This is a genomic window from Roseovarius sp. EL26 (genome assembly GCF_900327775.1).
In the GTDB taxonomy this organism is placed as follows: domain Bacteria; phylum Pseudomonadota; class Alphaproteobacteria; order Rhodobacterales; family Rhodobacteraceae; genus Roseovarius.
In genome coordinates this window covers 1-17,983 of the sequence record NZ_OUMZ01000004.1, presented here as the reverse complement: position 1 = coordinate 17,983, position 17,983 = coordinate 1, and the positions used below count along the sequence as shown (strand labels likewise).

Sequence of the window (17,983 nt, the reverse complement as noted above, 5' to 3'; positions counted from 1 at the left end):
AGGTGAGATCTGGCAGAAATGTAACCGATGAGCGAAAAACTAAGATTCACGATACATATTTTGCTCCTTGCAGGGCTGCTCTATGCATTCACAGCGTTCAACTTTTGGAGCGTTGGGCGATCCAAATACAATCAAGTTCGAAACAACATGGCATACAACGAACTCGCAAGTTATCTCGAATTGTCAGGCGAGGTGTTCCGAGTATTCAAACTGTCTCGACGCGATCTGACCAGCGGTGATCTTGAACTTACTTTTTCACTTGATGAAGCAGAAATTCAAATACAGGATATAGTATCGAAAATACGACGCTACGAAGCTTCAGAAATCGCATTTGGGTTGCGGCCCGCGGAGAACCCTGGAGACGTAAAGCGAATTAACGAGATTGATCGGCAAATCCACTTGGCGTTTGAAGAAGTTCGGCGTGCTCGCCGTATATTAAGCGAAGGGAATGTGTCTGAAGCCCATCTGCTCTTGAACGACAGTTTGAAGGACCGCATAGACCGGATTGTTGGTGAGCTTATCGAAGAAGGGTTGGCCGATGAAAACGACGAACTACAAGTGGCGCTCAGTGAAATAGAACAAGTCAATCGTTCAACATATACGATAGCAGTGACCTCAGCTATTATGGCGCTTTTGGTTTCTGTTTCTGCAATTTATTTTGTAGTATTTAGGTTGCGATGCAAGCTGAAGGAGTTGGAAAATGGTGTTACTGAATTTGCGAAGGGAAACCTAGATCATTCAATTGATGACAGTGGCCAGGATGAGTTCGCCTATGTCGGCGCACAACTAAACAGACTAGCGCGGCAAGTGAAATCTAAGCAACTTTCGTTGGAGGAAGCTAAAGTTGATCTTGAAAGTAAGGTTGTGGAGCGTACGAAAGAGCTTCATGAATTAAACGAAGAGCTCGCCAGGCGTGATAGATCTCGCGTGCAGTTTTTTGTTGATATTGGTCACGAGTTGCGATCTCCAATTACTGCAATTCGAGGCGAATCTGAGGTTACTCTTCGAGGAAAACCAGATGTTTTGGAAATGAAACAGTCGCTACAACGTATTCATGATACCTCCATCCAAGTGAGCAGGTTTGTTGCAGATGTGTTTCAGCTTGCTCGTGAAGAAGCTGGCATTAATGATATTGCTCATGAAGCCTGTGATCTGAAGAAAATCGTAAAGAATACCATACTTCAATCCCAAACAATGGTGAATGCAGCAGATGGGCAAATTGGTTTCGAATGTGACCGGGACGATGCCTTCATTTTCGGCGATGATGGCAAAATAGTTCAGCTTGTTAAAATACTAATATCAAACTCTTTATCTCATTGCCCTCCGGGCACACAGATTGAAGTATCCATCAAGGCTAGCCAGGATTTATACACACTGAGTGTGGAAGATAATGGCCCAGGAATCTCGCCTGAAGATGCGCTGTTGGTCTTTGATCGGTACTACAAGCAACCAACCGTAGGCGGTGGAGATAAAATATCTTCGGGTTTAGGCATGGCAATTGCGAAATCGATCGTCCGATCGCATAAGGCTCAGATCTGGGTTGATACCGAATTTGATGAAGGAACGGCTGTTCGAGTAAGTTTTAGTAGTTATGAGAATAACTAAGGTATGTCATATTTTCTTAGTTCATACTGCCTAGCGCCTGACGTCAGTGATTGTTAGAGGCTTTTGGGTTTGAGTCTCCAAACAGCGGATAGCCTTTGAGCTACGTCGGAAACGAACGCAAAACACGTCAACCCTTGAACTCAAAAGCATCGCTTCGATCCATTACACTGCTGTGAATACATTGATAGCTGTGGTTTCTCAGTGGGTCTAATTTTTGGATCACATAGCCGCGCCGTAGGATCGCAGCTTGTCCGTGATGATGCTTCTTATAAGGGCGCATCGTGTTCCGACGTGATGCTAACTGCAAAACAGATCTTCAAGCTCAGCTAGATATCTGTCACGGGTCTCAAAAAGCATTTCCGAATTCCCCGATCAACGTGCATACCGGCCCCCAAGGTCATCGTTCTGATGGCACCCAGACCGATCATACGCTAACATTCAAACTGGGCCATTTGAGCGGCGCTAATCAACGATACCTGTGCAAAATCTAAGTACAAAGGTTACCGAAACAGCTTTGGGCGATAAAGGTACGTTAGTAAGATCACGAATACTAATGGTGCTGCCCCAAAATACACCAATACCGATTGCCAAAAAGTGAAACCCACAAACACAAAGAAACCGACTGCGACCAGAAAACCGACAATACTTGCGAGAAAAAAAATAACAAAACTGGCACCTCTAATAATGTCCCCCCTAACCTCGCCATGAACGAAATCTCCCTCACATGACTCTTTTGTAATGGTTCTGCCAAGATCATATAAGCGCTTTGGGCCGAAAGCCTCCTCATAATGGGGCATTTTCCAAACCCAACTTGATGCGTCTGGTGCTCCTGATTTTAAATCCTGAGAAGGCTTTTCGGCAACCTCACTTTCGACTACCCATGATTGTATAGATTGATCCATCATGGCATTCCCCATTTAGATATTTTGGTTGTTTGGATGCATTGACCTCGGCTCTATCCGAGTGCATTTTTGCAGGTGACAGCCGAATAAATGTCGTATCCGCTGCATTGCACTGGGTTCGAATTAGGTCGATGTCCAATGTGTTATTAATTGACCGTATGAAACGTGAATTCAAATCAAGCGTTTCGTTAAGTGAAACGAAATCGCCGTGACACGAAATTTTACCAAATCTTCAATATGTTAAATAGATTCCACTGCCTTAAGTGCATCTTATTTCACTAAGCGAAATTAACGAAGTGATGCCCCCGAGCCCTCCAATGAGATCCACCTCGTCCTTCATCGCCACAGGCAACCCCTCAAGTGGCGGCAAGTCTGACACCTCGTTGGCATATCTTGCCCCCGGTGGAGGCGTTTTTTAGGGGGATTCGAAATGTCCAGTTTAGGCTTCGTAAGTGATGGAGCCGCCGCCAATGGTGACGGCGGTGCAAGCTGTGCCCAGTTCTTCACGGGGCTACGGCGTTGGAAACATCGAAATTCGATCACGCTGTTTTCGATGTCGGCGCTTGGAGATGCTGACCAAATTTTCAACCATCAACAGCGATCTGCATTTACGTTGAGACACATCAGCTTTGTCCGATTCAACTGCGACACCGCTCAGGTATCGAAAAGTTGTTCACGATTCCCTTGAGCATGAGCCGGAACCGCATGGGGCAACGCGCAAAGCCTCGGATCAGAACCGCGACGCACACGTGAACCCAATGGAAGCTTGGTTGCCCTAAGTTGAGCTTTTCAAAGCAGACCGCAGGCCTTCAACAAAGGATCGGACGGCCAGAGGCGGCAAGTTGCCAAACGGATGAAGTGCATAAAGTGGCGACACCAATTCAAAACTGCCTGGCAGAAGCTGACAAAGCCTACCATCTGCGATCGCTTTATCGGCCATAGCCTCGGGAAGTCGGGAAAATCCCGCGCCTCGCAGGGTGCATTCATACGCGGCCACGGAGCAGCTGCAAACAATGGTCGGAGATATTTCGATTCCGCGAAACAGCTCTATTCGGGAGCTTTGCCAAGAATTGGCAATGAACGGCAGCTTCGCAACACTCTCCGCGCACCCGGCATCTCTGCGCGTTAGGCCATGCCCGGCTAACAGTTCGGGAGATGCGCAATAAATTTCGCGAATATCGCCAAGCTTGATCGCTTTGAGTTCACTGTCGCACAGTTGGCCCAACCGAATGGCGACATCTATCTTGTGCTCAACAAGATCAGACTGCTTCTCTTCCAGAATCAGGTTCGGTCTGAGTTGCGGATACTTTCCACACAATATAGAAAGCGTCGATGCAATCTTGGCGGTGATCGCGATTTGCGGTGCGGCGATGGTAAACTTTCCAGACGGTTCGGCCAGATACTCATGCACATCACTTTCCAGTGCAGTTGCAGAGCGCAATATTTCACAGCACCTGTGATACAGGCGCTCGCCTATCGGGGTGAGTGATTGCTGGCGGGTCGTTCGATTCAGCAGTCGGATGCCGAAATTTTCTTCCATATCCTTGAGCGCCTGACTGACAGTCGACTTGGAAACCCCAAGTTGTTCAGCAGCCGAAGTGACGGATCCATGTTGTACAACGGCGACGAATGCTCGCGCCTGAGGCCTAAGCACATCCATTGTTTTGCATTTCCTAACCAGCATTTGATGTTGTTCCCGTATTGTGAGTTCTTGCAAGGGGTTGATCGAAGCAGAGCAGCAAAAATCGGACACGCCATGACCCTGACGGGCGCATGGGATACGCAGGCAAACAAGGCAGTTTCTCTTATCTTTGCCCCTCTCTCGCCGGCATCGGATAGGAGCGGTCAGTTCAGTCGAGTCGGTAACCTGCACCTCTCAAAGTGACGATAGCTTCACCATGTGGACCGAATTTTTTACGCAACCGACCAATGTAGACATCTACGACATTGGTCATCGGGTCTTCCTGACTGCCCCATACCGCGTTCAGAATGCGTTCGCGGCTGAGCGCGCGGCCGACATTCTTCAGTAGTAGAACCGCCAGTTCCCGTTCTTTGCTCGAAAGCGCGACCGGGACGCCATCGACATAAAATTCCAGTGCATACGGATTGAAGACCAACCCGTTATGGGCGATCATTTTGGTGTCATCCTCGATCCCATACCCGATCTTGCGCCGGTGCAGAGCCTCGATGCGGGCAACGAGTTCTTCAAAGTCAAAGGGCTTGGACAGGTAGTCATCGGCGCCCATACGCAAGCCGGCCACGCGCTCGACCGTGGAATCCAACGCTGTCAACATCAAGATGGGTGTCGTGTTTCCGCGCGCGCGCATCTTCTGACAGACTTCGCTGCCTGAAATCCCCGGCAACATCAGATCCAGCAACACTACATCAAAATCGCGCGCCCGCATGAATTCCAGCGCCAGTTCACCGCCATTGGCATGTTCGACGCAGTATCCTTCAGCCTTCAGACCACGACGCACGAAACCAGCTACCCGTTCTTCGTCTTCAACAAGCAAAATGTTCATCAATGCACTCCTAACCCTGAAGCGTATTTCGGAATAGTGATCAAGATGGTCGTTCCCTTCGTGCCTCTGTCTATGATCTCGGCAGTGCCGTCATGTGCTTCAGCGATCGAGCGCACGATAGGCAGGCCCAGCCCAAGCCCTTCGGTGTACCGAGTTGTTGCGTTGGAGCCGCGGAAAAACCGTTCAAAGGCGTGCTCTCTCTCTTCGTCGCTCATTCCCGGCCCGTCATCGGATACAGCAATGGTCGCCACGTCCGAGAAAGCCTCGAGCGTCACTTTGATATTGTTGCCTCCATGCCGCTTTGCATTTTCCAACAGCGCCAGCACCGCCTGTCTGAGCCTCTGATAATCGGCGTGTATCTGTGTGCTACCGATCGGCGTGAAGTCGGCATTGAGGCCGGACAAAGTGATAGCATCGCCAATCAGTGCGGACAGGTCGATCGTTTTAAGGGCCAGGCGCAGCGACCCGGTTTCCTTGCGCGAGATGAAAAGCAGATCGCTGATTAGATTTGCAGTGTGGCTGGCCGCCCTCCGTGTCTTGGTCAGCGCCTCTTTATAATCCTCGATACTCTTGTCGCCCCCACGCAGGGCGATATCGCATTCGCCCTGAATAACGGTCAGCGGAGTGCGCAGCTCGTGGCTGACATCCGCCTGAAGCTGGCGGCGGTTTTCTTCGGATTTACGCGCCTCGGTCAAAAGCTGTTCAAGCTTTTCCGTTCGTTGCTTGACTGCTTGTTCGAGCTCCTCGTTTTGAGTGGTCAGTGTTTTCGTGCGCGCAGCAACAACCTCGGACATTTCATCCAGAACCGAGGCTATTTCCGACAACTCGCTACCGCCCATGAGATTGATCGGCTTTGAAAAGTCTCCATCCGCAAACTTACGCACACCACTCAATAACCCCTCGAATGGATAAGTGAATTCGCGGCGAAACAACATGAGGGCGCTAACCGTTATCACCATTAAAACAGCTGTCAGCGCGAGCGAAATCACGCGCACCATTTCCATTTGGGCGCGGGCTTCGGCCTCAGTTTCGTCGACCTCTTCCCGCTTTTCGTTCAGGACAACAGCAAACAGCTCGCGAAAGTCTTTCTCGAAATTTTCATTCAGCACCAGGGACAGTTCGCGCCAATTCGACCGGATGTCGCCAATATCATCCCTTGCAAGGTTTTGCTGAAAGAGAGCCGAGAGTTCTTTGATGACGCTTTCGACTTGGTCCAGCAGGTCAAGCCCTTCCAACTCTTCATTGCCGACAAGTTTTATATCGGCTTGGATAGTGCCACGAATATCAGGGACGTAGCTGCGCAGACGTTCGATGATTGCATTCACGTCCTGTGAACACCCGATATTGCCAGCCAAGAGTATGTCCCTAAATCGCTTGAACAACAGATGTGTATCCGCTGTAAGTATCAGGTGCTGATGATATGAGGTATGGGCAAGTGCAATCCTGTGATTGTGAAAGCCGCTTTGCTTGGTGGCCCAGATCACTACTGAAAGGCTGGCCGAAGCGACCAGCAGCACGACACACGCGAAAATATTGACGATATGTGTTATCTTCATTATTCGTCGTGCTTTCCTTGAGTGATCGTTCGAGTATTAGAGCGTTTTGCCACTGGTAAAGGCTGGGGAACAGTGAAACGTACCAAGCATGTCAATAACCGGGCTGCCTGAAAAGGTTTTAATGCGCAATTCATGACCACGTCCTGTTCATATGATGAACATCAGATGAACCCGTTTCCCGAGTTGCAAACCTTCATGTCTCTGTTGGAATTCGTTCACCTGAATGTGCGACAAATTTAACGTGCCGTAGAGGCCTGGTCAACAGAAGTGACCAGATTGAAAGGTGTAGTAATCAGCAATCGGGAGACCCCACTATGACGCTTCAATCCATTCACGCCATGCAAATCCTGTCGAACGCGAAATGGGCCTTCACCACCCGCCGCGCCAACAAGAAGGATGCCGTCTATCTCAACAAGGACTACAAGATCGCCATCGCAGGCGACATGGCCCTGTGCAAAATTTGGAACTGGGTCAGCACATGAACATTCAACTGTCTGACCGCCGCAGCTCGACAAGCTATCCCTGCGACCTGGTGGTGCTATGCCTAGGCGATCGCTATCCCCCCGGCCAATTCCACTGCATGGCCGAACTTGAAGATGCGCTGATGCAACTGGCCGCGGGCGGTGGCATTGTCGGGACCGTGGTTGCGACCCACGAGAAGATGGGCCTGCCTACCTCGGCCGAGCCGCGGGGACTGCGTGCCAAATCGGATGGCAAAGTTATGAACGTCGCGGACTATGCCCTGCCGGTCAGAGCGCCCTACAACGATGTCACCGTCATCGGCGTGTTAGAAACTCGATGAATTCGGGCAAGACCACGGCCGCTGTCAGACTGGCGCATGGCCTGCACCGCGCCGGGTTCGACGGGCTCTGTCGCAAATTTTTGTCAGGGTTGAGATGAACTTATCTCTGGACACACTTATGCCGCGAGCCCTGCGATAATCTGGAAAACGGATTGTCCCTTTGATCCAATCTGCCGCTTCCGGATCATGTGCGCCACCTCGATTCCTTGAAGCGTTGCATTGGCGGAATGGGAGGCTTTAAAGCCGAGCATGGGCCGGATGATCTTCTTGATGAACCGATGATCCTGTTCAATGATGTTGTTGAGGTATTTGACCTGCAGGATCTGGACCAGAGGGTTGTTACGCGTGAATTTCGGCAACACGTTCGTCCACCGCAGGGCTGTGAGATTGGAGCCACTTTTATCGATCACGATCTTTTCCGGTGTGCTGCTTGTGGCAATGGCTTGTCTGAAAAATCTCCGTGCAGATATGCCGCCATGCTTCCCAGGCAGCATAAAATCGAGGGTTTCGCCGGATTTTGTGACCCCCCGGTAGAGATACGTCCACTGGCCTTTAACCTTCATATAGGTTTCATCCATCCGCCAAGATGAATCTGTTGGCCGTTTCCGCAACCGGGCTTGCTCGGCCAGCAAAGGCGAATATCTGACCACCCAACGGTTCAGGCTGGCATGGTCAACATCCACTCCACGTTCAGACATGATTTCTTCCAGATCCCGATACGAAACAGGGTAGCGTAAATAGAATGTCATTGCGAACATAACCACAGATTTCGGATAATGGCTGCCCCTGAATTCGATCACCGTGAAATAACACAAAAACTTTGCGACAGAGCCGCCACTAGTGCCATCCGCTTGATCTTCTTGCGCAGCACAAGCTGGCCATCGGTGTCAAAGCCAACCAAGTGGAACACAACTTTGCCAATGTCGGCGCCAACGGACATCAGCTCATCAAATTCGCTCTTCGCCATGCTACTTCTCCATGTTGCAGAAATAGGCCAAGCCTAAACTGCTGGGTGAAGCAGCCGGTACATCCCATTTATTACCGTTTTTCTGCAATGTCGCTAACGTCCGCTTCCGACCGCGAAGTGATCAATGAACGCCCTCAAGCGGCTCAGGCTTTTGAGTTGTTTTGGATAATACAGATAGAAGCGCGGCCTGTCAGGGGTGCAATCGGGCATAACCTCGACCAACTCACCCGACGCAATCTGCGCCTCGACACCGTCACGAAGAGTCCAGCCGATCCCAAGCCCATGCGCGGCTGCGTCCACAACTGATCTAAGATCATTGAAAACTAGATTGCCGGTCACATCGATGTGTGTTTCAGCGCTACCCTCGATAAACCGCCAAGGCGCAATCTGTCCTGTGCTGATTTGGCGATATCGGATGCAGTCGTGCTGCGACAGGTCCGCTGGGGTCTGCGGTGTGCCGTTTAGATCAAGGTAGCCTTTTGTTGCTACATAGGTGGCCGTCTGCGGCTTGGTCAGCGCGACAGCTATCATTTCGTCAGCCAAATAATCACCCAACCTGATACCCGCGTGAAACCTGCCTTTTACAATATCTGTCAGGTCTTCATCGACGCTGATGTCCAGGTCAATGTCAGGGAACGCCGTATTGAACGCCGCGATACGAGGGGCGATGGCCAACTGCCATGCGCGATAAGGCATAGTTATACGTAGCTGGCCAGACGCGACACTTGCAGTGCGACGGGTCGCGCTCAATGCAGCGTCAATTTCGGTGAAGATGTTGTGTGTTCGATTATACAGAGTTTTTCCAGCATCCGTGAACGCCACTGATCTAGTATTGCGTACAAACAATGCCGTCCCAACGCTGTCCTCAAACGCCTTGAGTTGTTGGGACACCGCCGACGGATTGACACCGAGGACGTCACTGGCAGACCGCAACGTGCCGCTGTCAGCAATCGCCAAGAAAGTGCGTAAGCCGTTTAGATCAACGCGGCTCATTATGTAGAAACTCTAACCATACTAATTAGATTATACTCCATTTCCACACAATCCAAGCCCGATATGATCTACGTTCATCAGTTAACGGAGGCGAACAATGACCACTTCAGAAAAAAACCAATCCCTGATCACAGGCATCTTTACAATTCTGCTGACGGTCTTTGCGATGGCGCTGACCGATGCCTTTGTGAAATTTTCCAGTGCCGACATGACGCTTTGGCAAATCTACGTGTGTCGATCTGTTTTGGCACTGCCAGTTCTGGTGCTTTTGGCAAACGGGCACTTCTGGCCCAAAGCAGTCGGTTGGGTCACGCTGAGAAGTTTCGTTCTGGTGGCGATGTATCTCGCGATCTATGCTGCCATTCCATTGCTGGACCTGTCTGTGGTCGCGGCGGCGCTTTACACCGGCCCACTTTTCATCGTGATCCTATCCGCGATTTTATTACGAGAACCGATCACACCGATGCAATGGATCGCCGTGGTGCTCGGATTTATTGGGGTGCTGTTTGTTGTGCGCCCAAATGGTGCGGATTTCACAATGCTTTCACTGATCCCAGTAATCGCAGCATTCCTCTATGCTGTGGCCGCTGTGCTGACGCGTGCCAAATGTCAGGATGAAAGACCTGCGGCACTTGCGATCAGTTTGAACATCTCCCTTGTCGTAGTTGGCGCACTGGTGAGCTTTTGGCTGCGCATCTCACCTTCAGGCTACGTGGAAAGATATCCGTTTTTGTTCGCCCAATGGTCCAGCTTCAGCGTCCAAACACTCGGTATCCTGGTCGTCATGGCAATTCTGATCGTCGGTGTAAGCATTGGTTTGGCAAAAGCCTACCAGTCGCCGCGCCCACAAGTGATTGCCACGTTCGATTATGCCTATTTGATTTTCGCCGCCTTTTGGGGTTTCGTGTTCTTCGGAGAGAAGCCGCAACTCTGGACGATGATCGGGATAGCGTTGATCATTGTTGCAGGTGTCCTCGTTGTGATCGCTGGTAAAGACGTGGTGAGGGCAAAGTTAGACAAGCTACCAGCATGCGGAATTTGAGACAGCCGATCAATAGCGGGCGTTGGCAATTATGCAGCGAGAGAGCGCCTTGTCCCGCGTCTTGTTTGTCTGAACGGCATGCAGCGAAAGTGCGGTCTCGGTTCCAGCTATAACAATGCCAATGAATGACCGGATTAGCGATACGCGCTACGTTGCAACAACAGATGGGCCGCGATTGCGAACAAATGCTGCATCAGCAAAGAGTGAAAAACGAATGACGGAATAGCTGCGCACTGTGTAAATTCCATCACCAAAATCGAATGATCGCAACGGTGGCGGGGCTATTGGCCCCGCCGCTCTTGTTTTCTGGGCCAGCGGGATTTGGGCAAGTCAAACGCTCCTGGCCGTAAGGGTGAGGGCGCTGCCCTCCCCCTCGGGCAGCCCTATTAAACAGGACCGTGTTGTCTGCTCCGCCTCCTGCCCGCACCACCACTGTCGAATAGCATTGCCTTGCCCCCTCCCGCGTTCGCCACGTGGCAGATCAGCAGGAACAGGCGGCTTCGCCGTCTGACCTGCAAATCAGCCCTGATTTTCCAGAAGGGGAAGTCAGATCAATCGCAACAGACCACGCGGGCAAAAACGGGGATTGGGTCACGTTATGACACTTGGGTCAGGTTCGTATGACATTCAACAACATTCCAGGCCCGTGGGTCGGGCTTGGCCCCGCTCGCTTCTTGCGACGGGGTTTTTCTTATGTGGACAATAGTCAATGGCGAGAATGATAACTTCGACTGTTCTCAGTCGAGGGATTGCCCATCGTAAATAATCTCTGGAAGGCGCAGCGCGTTGATACCATCGACGCAGCCAACGTTAATTCTGTAGTGGCCCGGATTCAGTCGGGTTTCGACGAACGTCTGAATACCGCAACGGCTGCAAAAGTGATGGCGAGCTGTCATCGAGCCGAATTGGTATGTTGAAAGAGCACCTTCTTCCGCTGAGATTTCAATGTCTTCCGGTGCAATCGTCGTCATCGACATAGATATGCCCTTACGGGCGCAAATGGAGCAGTCGCATCGCATAACCTGCTCTATTTCCGGAGCGGAGAATGTGAACTTCACAGCACCACAGTGGCAGCTTCCGGTGTATTTAATCATCTGTGCACCTAATATTTTTTCTCCCTAGCGAGGTTATAGCATTTTGGGTTTAACATCTGCATTGGACGCGACATGCGCAAGTCGGCTTCGTTCAACACTTCCTCGTACCGACAGTTAATTTGCATCGCCGGTTTGCAAGCCAAATCAAATCTGTTCACCGACCTAGCGTAAGCCTTTTCTTATTCGTGCCTGACAGGATGATGTAAGGTCCCCGAGTACCGTTTTCGGTACGCGCCGGTTGATAGGCGTGCTGCCCTATTTTACTGTCGGCTATGCCGACCGAGCCCCGCTCGCAGCATCCCCCATTGGCGCGGGCGGTGGTTCCATCGCCAAGCGCCAAAGCTTGATTGCGAGCTTGCGGGCGACGGCGGCAATAGCTTTCTGTCCGATCCCATGCTTCGCAAATGTCGATTGTAGAGCTCCTTGGTTTCTGGATCGCGCCACGTCCATTGCCAAGCCGCTTCGATCAGAATGCCGCGTAGACGCTTCTGGTTTGAGAAGATGTCGAGGTTGCCGAGCCTGATTCCGGCGAACTTCGTATCTGACAAACCAGGATCAGGGTGAACTACCACGATGTCTATGTCCGCTCCGGGCTCTACAAAACCTTAGCTCTGCAGGGCATTCCAGGATGTGAGGCAACCAGGGTGGTCGAAGCGGTCGGACCAGAGGTGTCCGATCTTCGGGTTACCCCGCTGTGAGCAGGCCTTGATCGCAACCAATTCAACAGAAAGAAGCAGGAACGGATTCCACACCTGAACGGACCGGTTCAAGGAGCTATGGCTGGATGACAGTGTCTTTGACGAAGATCATACCCATGGGGTCCGGAACATAATTACGAATTCCCGCGCTTTTGTTCACTATTGACTGATACAGTCAGCACCCCGCCTGCCTGGCCGGGGTGCGGGCCAACCACCTTTTATCAAGCGGTTGGCGCGTTTCTGTTTTTATGATTGATGCGTTTGCTGTTCGGACCCGAACAGCGCAGTTTTGGGATGACGGATCAGATAACCAACCTGAAATGCCTGCCCCCCGGAAAAGCAAAGCAGGAGGCTCGCTGCGGCACAAAACGCAAACTCGCGTTTTATAGCGTTGAGGTTGTCCCACAAGGGTTTGGCGGCATCAAGCTTACCGACGCAATAGAAAAGTAAGACAACGAGTGCGGCGACGGCTGCAACACGCACCCCATGTCCTGATAGCATGGTGATCCCAATTCCGATGGAAAGCAATGGAATGCCTGTCCAGGATTTTACGTGATCGAGGCCAAAGAAAAATCCGCCCGTGAGGAATACCACAGCTATTGATATGCGGACTAAAAGACCGAGTGTTGCCCATTCGACTAACCCCAGGGCGCGCCCTCTTCCCAATAATCTGGCATCAAGACTGTACGCTCCAGAGCCGACGATGGCCAAAGCAAAACAGAATCCAGACAGCCCAACATCGCGAATTTGGACGATCAACGCTGGGGTTAGGAAGGTTGAATCAGTTGGGATGAGATCCGGCGTTGTGACCACAGGAAGTGCCGCCACAAAAGACCACATGAGCAGCCCAAAGATAATCGACAGCGGGCGTACAAAAATGCCGAGTAACAGAGCCAATCCGGCAAAGAGTTCGAAGGTGGATAGGGCTGTCATGAACGCCCATGGCGTCAGCAAATCATTTGTGAACAGATATTCCTGAAAGAACCCATTTATATAGCCGTTCGGCGCCAGATACTTGCTGACCAATGCATCGGCTCGAGTGGGATCAATCGCTCGTGAGAGTTTCCACCAGCCGCCGATGACAAACACCGATCCGATTCCAAACCTCAGAATCAGTGCGATGTGGTTGATGTTTTGCTCCGTGAGCTGGCCTGTCTCAGAACGGGTCAGTTTGTGCCATAGTTGAGTTACGCCCGCTATGGGCGATATAGATTGTGTCATTTGGACACTCCAAAAAGTTGAATATGAGAGTAACAGCAACCAGAGTGGTTGCCGGTTTCATTCAACTTTATTTGGGAGGCCTGGGGTCAAAACCGACTGATCGTCCGATGAGCACAAGCATAATCACGGGCCAGTTTTCAAACCTGTGGTTGCGGGCCAGGGGTGAGTTGGTGGAATGTATCAAGAAATCGCAGTTGCTGCTACAAGAGATGCTGCCGCCCGCACATTGACCTGTACTACAATACGGCTCGGCACCGTCGAATGCGCCGTGCTCAAAAGCAGAAAGTTCTTGCACTACAAAGCCAGCAAACAGGCTTTCTGTTGTCTGTAGATAGCCCAGACAAAACACACATATCAATGTTGTCCAAAGGATCACGTCCCGAAAACTGGATTTGACTTTAGCAAACATAGAGTGCGTTTTCCCTACAAGTCCGACGACGTTACTGATTTATAACTTGAATGCTAGGGCGGCACAATCAGTACGTACATAGGCGCTGACGTCAAACAGTCCGACTTTCGTCAAAACCCAGTTCGGGATTTTGATGAAAGTCCCGTCGCATTTTAAGCATCCAAGGAAGATGTGCAGCAAGTATCTTGGGTGTGATGTTGAGCATGATATGTTCCATGTGCAGTGTGGTAGGCGAAACTAACACCCACGTGCGGCTTTGCCCCACATGTCAGAAAGGCTTATCCCCATCTGATAGGGATCTTCGGGATTTACGAACAATTGGCTGGTGCCATAAATAAAGGCGCGCCTGGTAATCTCGGGCATGACAACCTCGGTTCCGCTGATAGTGGTCTTTTCACGAAGGCGCATCTTGAATTCGCCATCCGTAATTGACAGTGCCGTATGTTCTTCGCCGATATCCATCTTTCCACGTGCATGTAGAACGGCGGCACGTGCGGCGGCGCCGGTGCCACAGGGGGATCGGTCGATCCGACCACCGGGCATCATATTGGCGAAGCGGTGCACATTTGACCCCTTCTCTGCATCGAGAACAAGGAAAGGGAAAGCTCCCAAATCAATCTTGTTGATCGCCTCGTCATAGCGATGATGAATGCTGACCTGTTCTTGCAACTACGCGCGCGGGCGAATTCTCTGAACACTTCACTGTTCCCGAAGCCGGCCTCGATAGATGTGCCGCGCTGTGTCCGTGCAATGCTATCGCAATCCTCGCCAATTCGCTTACATAGCCCGCCAAGCGTTGGGTCTTCAGTTTCTCGTTCCAGGCTTCGTGCAGCCTCAGCACACTTGCCCATCAAGTTGATGTCAGATTGGAACAGATCGGCGGCTACGTCTGTAACCAAACGAGGGATGGCAATACCACCACAGTCGCTCGTGTCAGAACTGCAGAATTTGGCCAGCCCCGCTAGATAGAGCATCGCAGCACCGTTTATTTGCCAGGCCGTGTTGCAGCTTCCTCGAAGCGGACGTTGGTCGTCGGTACAGCTATTTTGGCGATGCAATGACCGGAGAGCGGGACAAGCCTACATTTTGCTCGTGCAGCTATTGCTGATGCAGAAAACCATCGCTCCCGCAGCCCGAAACTTTTTGGCAGCGCGGCGAACTACCCGTTTGCGGTCATTCGGGCCAGCGAAAATCAGCGGAGCTCATACCGCCCTTTCGCCGCAGCCAGTTCGGACAAACGAGACGCGGACCTTCCTGCCGTTTTGATAACCCGCATGATCAATGGCGGCATCTATAAAAACTTAAAACTTAGCATGTTAACAAAATTTTAAACTTAGCATGTTAACAAAACCTTCGATTTCTTCTATCTTTTAGAAGAGCATATGCAAGTGGAGTTCAAATGAAAAAGTTTATCTCTTTGGCCGGTGCGCTTTGCACTATGGTTTCTAGTGCTTGGGCCGACGAGGATGGGCCTCCTAATATTCTTGTCATTATGGCAGACGACGTAGGTTGGGCCAGCGTTGGCGTTTATCATGGCGGTATTAAAAGCATTGAGACACCCAACTTAGATAAGCTTTCCTTGGAAGGTGTGCGTCTTACAGATTACTACGCGGAGCCAAGTTGCACTGCTGGACGATCAGCATTCATGACAGGGCAGATGCCAATTAGGACTGGTATGCATACAGTTGGACTGCCGGGTGACCCAATAGGTTTGAATCCAAGTGATCCAACTCTCCCGATGTTCCTGAAAAAACTGGGATATACGACAGGACAGTTCGGTAAAAACCACCTTGGTGATCTGAACGAGTTCCTGCCTACGACGAAGGGTTTCGATGAATACTGGGGTTGGCTCTATCACCTGAACGCCATGGAATACACGTCTGACCCCGACTGGCCGGACGATCCGGAATTCAACGCGCAATTCTCTCCGCGCAACATTATTCATTCCTTCGCTACAGAGGAAGAGGATGAAACAGTGGATCCGCGTTTCGGTAAAGTCGGAAAGCAGCGTATCATTGACGATGGTCCGGCTCCGCCGGAACGTCAAAAGACGTTGGACAACGAAGTAACGGCTCATACGAAAGATTTCATTTCGCGTGCGGTCGAGGCAGACTCCCCGTTCTTCGTCTGGATGGCTCCAGCTCGAGCACATGTGTGGACCCACCTCAGCCCGGAGTACGAGGAAATGCTGGGCAATGGTCGCGGTCTTCAGGATGTGGTCATGAAGGAGTTGGACGACAACGTTGGCGATGTTCTCAGCCACCTCGAAGACCTTGGAGTTGCCGACAACACCATAGTAATGTTCACAGCTGATAATGGTCCCGAAACACTGACTTGGCCCGATGGCGGAACCACACCGTTCCATGGGGAAAAAGGTACGACCTGGGAAGGTGGCTTCAGAGTGCCTGCTATCATACGCTGGCCCGGTAAAATTCCGGAAGGTCAGGTCTTAAATGGTATTTTCAGCGGAATGGACTGGATGCCGACCTTTGTGGCAGCCGCCGGAGGCCCCGCAGACATGAGGGAGAAACTGCTAGAGGGCTATGAAGGCTACAATGTACATCTCGATGGCTACAACCAACTGTCTTATCTGACTGGCGAGGATGAAGAGAGCAGTCGCCGCGAGCTGATCTACTATCAGGGGACGGACCTACAGGCAGTGCGCTACAATGATTGGAAAGCACACTTTGTCGTACAAAACCATGGCTGGTCGGGCCCTAAGGAAGAATTGGTTGCCCCGTTGCTCTACAATCTGCGTCGTGACCCATATGAAAAAGCTGCGGACGAAAGTGGTATGTATGTGCGTTGGATGGGTGAAAAGATGTGGGCCTTCGGCCCAGCCGCCCGATTGGTACAGGCACATCTTGCCACCTTCGAGAAGTTCCCTCCGCGTGGCAAACCGGTCGCAAACAAGGGCCACGTTGAAGAGCAGACATCAACCGAAGGTGGCATCTCTCAGTAAGCAATGTGGGGCGAAGCCCACGCCTTCCTCAATAAGGCAGGTGTTGTCACATTAACTGCGTGCCCAAAGAGAATCCTGATACCCGGATTTCAAGCTACTCGCGTGGCGGCATTCCGGGCGTCAAATGCCTCGATACGGTGATAGCGGATTGTTAAGGTAGAGCGACGGCGGGAGGGCGCAAAGAAGCAATTCCGTATGGCTGAGTGAATTGATACAAACTGTTGCAGACTTCCCCGTGAACGATAACCCTGCATCGCCCTGTCCCGCTTTCGAAATGGCAAGTGGCTGTTTTCGGCGAGGTTGTTCAAACCCTTATGCGATCGGTGTTCGACACCCGGAGCAATCTCGCGCTTGGCCACGGGCATGCAGACGTCCGATCAGGTCGCGGCTGATGTCTTTGCCAAAGATGTCTTTCAACCCGTCGCGCCGGCATTGTCAGGTTAATTTTCTGAAGAACAACCAATGCATGAAAATAGTATCAGGCTGCCAGTTCTTTGGCGCAGCCGTTCCAATGTTCGAAAGCGGTGGCCCGTTTCTGGCGATAGGTTGAGGCAGTCATCTTGTGGCGGTATGGACGGAACAGGTTAGCGGTTTCATCATGGACGGAGAGGAATCTCTGGGCCTGACGAGCTGACTTGAACCTGCCCTGTATCTTTTCTCGTTTCCGCGTCGGTCTGTGCGACCCTTCTATACGATTGTTCAATCCCTTGTGCGCCCGATGCTCCACATCCAACTCAAGCTTGCGTAGAGCCGCACCGTAGCTGCGGAGTTTGTCTGTCACAATAACGCGGGGCTCGCCCCAGCGGGCCATTAATCTGGAGATGAACCGTTTAGCAGCCCGTGTATTGCGCCGAGTTTGGACCAGAATATCAAGGGTTTGACCGTTGCTGTCCACTGCACGCCAAAGCCAGTGTTTCACACCCCGGATCATGATGACTACTTCGTCGAGATGCCATTTATCGCTGGACCGATTGCGGCTTGCGCGGATCCGTTTCGCGATTCCAGGACCGAGTTTTTTAACCCACGCGCGGATCGTTTCGTAGCTGACGGTAATACCTCGTTCAGCGAGCAGATCCTCAACATCCTGCAAGCTGAGAGCAAAGCGATGGTAGGCCCAGACCGCGTAGGAAATGATAGAAGTTGGGAAGCGGTGACCCTTCAGGCGGGATGGGGAGATCGTACAAATCATCGGAGTGGGCTACGTATGTGT

The 17,983-nt window shown here is 51.4% G+C and carries 16 protein-coding genes and 2 pseudogenes; 5 read left to right on the top strand and 13 right to left on the bottom strand.

Going from position 1 to position 17,983, the window contains the following annotated elements:
• The first annotated feature begins 27 nt into the window (after nucleotides 1-27).
• Nucleotides 28-1,605: an ATP-binding protein gene (locus tag D9A02_RS01775; protein WP_120499272.1), complete on the top strand. Its 1,578-nt coding sequence runs from the start codon at nucleotides 28-30 to the stop codon at nucleotides 1,603-1,605.
• A 500-nt stretch (nucleotides 1,606-2,105) separates the two neighbouring features.
• On the opposite strand, the gene D9A02_RS01770 is transcribed toward D9A02_RS01775, so the two are convergent.
• The 4 genes from D9A02_RS01770 to D9A02_RS01755 form a co-directional block, all read right to left on the bottom strand.
• Nucleotides 2,106-2,510, bottom strand: a complete 405-nt coding sequence (locus D9A02_RS01770; RefSeq protein WP_120499271.1) for a hypothetical protein — start codon at nucleotides 2,508-2,510, stop codon at nucleotides 2,106-2,108.
• 772 nt (nucleotides 2,511-3,282) lie between these two features.
• Nucleotides 3,283-4,167: a LysR family transcriptional regulator gene (locus D9A02_RS01765; protein ID WP_162932926.1), complete on the bottom strand. Its 885-nt coding sequence runs from the start codon at nucleotides 4,165-4,167 to the stop codon at nucleotides 3,283-3,285.
• Nucleotides 4,168-4,357: 190 nt separating this feature from the next.
• Nucleotides 4,358-5,029, bottom strand: coding sequence for a response regulator transcription factor (locus tag D9A02_RS01760; RefSeq protein WP_120499269.1), 672 nt, complete (start codon nucleotides 5,027-5,029; stop codon nucleotides 4,358-4,360).
• Nucleotides 5,029-6,585, bottom strand: coding sequence for a HAMP domain-containing sensor histidine kinase (locus D9A02_RS01755; protein WP_120499268.1), 1,557 nt, complete (start codon nucleotides 6,583-6,585; stop codon nucleotides 5,029-5,031). The genes D9A02_RS01760 and D9A02_RS01755 overlap by 1 nt, the downstream gene beginning before the upstream one ends.
• 314 nt (nucleotides 6,586-6,899) lie before the next feature.
• Here D9A02_RS01755 and D9A02_RS19105 point away from each other — a divergent pair, with 314 nt between their 5' ends.
• Together D9A02_RS19105 and D9A02_RS01750 are read left to right on the top strand one after the other, a co-directional pair.
• Entirely contained in the window at nucleotides 6,900-7,067 is a 168-nt protein-coding gene (locus tag D9A02_RS19105; RefSeq protein WP_162932925.1) for a hypothetical protein, read from the top strand.
• Nucleotides 7,037-7,387, top strand: a complete 351-nt coding sequence (locus D9A02_RS01750) for a hypothetical protein (RefSeq protein ID WP_162932924.1) — start codon at nucleotides 7,037-7,039, stop codon at nucleotides 7,385-7,387. Before D9A02_RS19105 ends, D9A02_RS01750 begins: the two co-directional genes overlap by 31 nt.
• Nucleotides 7,388-7,503: 116 nt before the next feature.
• Here D9A02_RS01750 and D9A02_RS01745 read toward each other — a convergent pair whose 3' ends face one another.
• The 3 genes from D9A02_RS01745 to D9A02_RS01735 form a co-directional block, all read right to left on the bottom strand.
• A complete protein-coding gene (locus D9A02_RS01745; RefSeq protein ID WP_120499266.1) occupies nucleotides 7,504-8,187 on the bottom strand; it encodes an IS6 family transposase in 684 nt (227 codons plus the stop codon).
• On the bottom strand, nucleotides 8,184-8,354 hold the full coding sequence (locus tag D9A02_RS01740; protein WP_216824932.1) for a hypothetical protein: 171 nt from the start codon (nucleotides 8,352-8,354) through the stop codon (nucleotides 8,184-8,186). The genes D9A02_RS01745 and D9A02_RS01740 overlap by 4 nt, the downstream gene beginning before the upstream one ends.
• Nucleotides 8,355-8,447: 93 nt before the next feature.
• Nucleotides 8,448-9,347, bottom strand: coding sequence for a LysR family transcriptional regulator (locus tag D9A02_RS01735; protein WP_120499265.1), 900 nt, complete (start codon nucleotides 9,345-9,347; stop codon nucleotides 8,448-8,450).
• A 97-nt stretch (nucleotides 9,348-9,444) separates the two neighbouring features.
• Between D9A02_RS01735 and D9A02_RS01730 the strand changes: the two genes are divergently transcribed.
• The gene (locus D9A02_RS01730; protein ID WP_120499264.1) at nucleotides 9,445-10,389 is read left to right on the top strand and encodes a DMT family transporter; all 945 of its coding nucleotides are present in this window, start codon (nucleotides 9,445-9,447) and stop codon (nucleotides 10,387-10,389) included.
• 737 nt (nucleotides 10,390-11,126) lie between these two features.
• On the opposite strand, the gene D9A02_RS01725 is transcribed toward D9A02_RS01730, so the two are convergent.
• The 3 genes from D9A02_RS01725 to D9A02_RS01700 form a co-directional block, all read right to left on the bottom strand.
• Nucleotides 11,127-11,408, bottom strand: coding sequence for a GFA family protein (locus D9A02_RS01725; protein WP_301951079.1), 282 nt, complete (start codon nucleotides 11,406-11,408; stop codon nucleotides 11,127-11,129).
• A gap of 1,019 nt (nucleotides 11,409-12,427) precedes the next feature.
• Nucleotides 12,428-13,402 carry a DoxX family membrane protein gene (locus tag D9A02_RS01710; protein WP_120499261.1) on the bottom strand — a complete coding sequence of 325 codons (975 nt, stop codon included), beginning with the start codon at nucleotides 13,400-13,402 and terminating at the stop codon, nucleotides 12,428-12,430.
• A gap of 646 nt (nucleotides 13,403-14,048) precedes the next feature.
• Entirely contained in the window at nucleotides 14,049-14,480 is a 432-nt protein-coding gene (locus D9A02_RS01700; RefSeq protein WP_120499259.1) for a proline racemase family protein, read from the bottom strand.
• A gap of 730 nt (nucleotides 14,481-15,210) precedes the next feature.
• Here D9A02_RS01700 and D9A02_RS01695 point away from each other — a divergent pair.
• Nucleotides 15,211-16,773: an arylsulfatase gene (locus tag D9A02_RS01695; protein ID WP_120499258.1), complete on the top strand. Its 1,563-nt coding sequence runs from the start codon at nucleotides 15,211-15,213 to the stop codon at nucleotides 16,771-16,773.
• 89 nt (nucleotides 16,774-16,862) lie between these two features.
• Here the strand turns inward: D9A02_RS01695 and D9A02_RS01690 are convergent.
• The 3 genes and pseudogenes from D9A02_RS01690 to D9A02_RS01680 all read right to left on the bottom strand — a co-directional run.
• Nucleotides 16,863-17,129: pseudogene (locus tag D9A02_RS01690) on the bottom strand (DDE-type integrase/transposase/recombinase); the annotation flags it as partial.
• Nucleotides 17,128-17,199 (bottom strand): annotated as a pseudogene (locus D9A02_RS19370) (SMC-Scp complex subunit ScpB); the annotation flags it as partial. The pseudogenes D9A02_RS01690 and D9A02_RS19370, both read right to left, overlap by 2 nt.
• Before the next feature lie 52 nt (nucleotides 17,200-17,251).
• The gene (locus tag D9A02_RS01680) at nucleotides 17,252-17,962 is read right to left on the bottom strand and encodes an IS6 family transposase (RefSeq protein WP_120499114.1); all 711 of its coding nucleotides are present in this window, start codon (nucleotides 17,960-17,962) and stop codon (nucleotides 17,252-17,254) included.
• Nucleotides 17,963-17,983: the final 21 nt, after the last annotated feature.

Coding starts and splice junctions, on each gene's coding strand:
- D9A02_RS01775 (WP_120499272.1), top strand. CDS start 28: ATGAGCGAAAAACTAAGATTCACGATACATATTTTGCTCCTTGCAGGG.
- D9A02_RS01770 (WP_120499271.1), bottom strand. CDS start 2,510: ATGATGGATCAATCTATACAATCATGGGTAGTCGAAAGTGAGGTTGCC.
- D9A02_RS01765 (WP_162932926.1), bottom strand. CDS start 4,167: ATGGATGTGCTTAGGCCTCAGGCGCGAGCATTCGTCGCCGTTGTACAA.
- D9A02_RS01760 (WP_120499269.1), bottom strand. CDS start 5,029: ATGAACATTTTGCTTGTTGAAGACGAAGAACGGGTAGCTGGTTTCGTG.
- D9A02_RS01755 (WP_120499268.1), bottom strand. CDS start 6,585: ATGAAGATAACACATATCGTCAATATTTTCGCGTGTGTCGTGCTGCTG.
- D9A02_RS19105 (WP_162932925.1), top strand. CDS start 6,900: ATGACGCTTCAATCCATTCACGCCATGCAAATCCTGTCGAACGCGAAA.
- D9A02_RS01740 (WP_216824932.1), bottom strand. CDS start 8,354: ATGGCGAAGAGCGAATTTGATGAGCTGATGTCCGTTGGCGCCGACATT.
- D9A02_RS01735 (WP_120499265.1), bottom strand. CDS start 9,347: ATGAGCCGCGTTGATCTAAACGGCTTACGCACTTTCTTGGCGATTGCT.
- D9A02_RS01730 (WP_120499264.1), top strand. CDS start 9,445: ATGACCACTTCAGAAAAAAACCAATCCCTGATCACAGGCATCTTTACA.
- D9A02_RS01725 (WP_301951079.1), bottom strand. CDS start 11,408: ATGCGATGCGACTGCTCCATTTGCGCCCGTAAGGGCATATCTATGTCG.
- D9A02_RS01710 (WP_120499261.1), bottom strand. CDS start 13,402: ATGACACAATCTATATCGCCCATAGCGGGCGTAACTCAACTATGGCAC.
- D9A02_RS01695 (WP_120499258.1), top strand. CDS start 15,211: ATGAAAAAGTTTATCTCTTTGGCCGGTGCGCTTTGCACTATGGTTTCT.
- D9A02_RS01680 (WP_120499114.1), bottom strand. CDS start 17,962: ATGATTTGTACGATCTCCCCATCCCGCCTGAAGGGTCACCGCTTCCCA.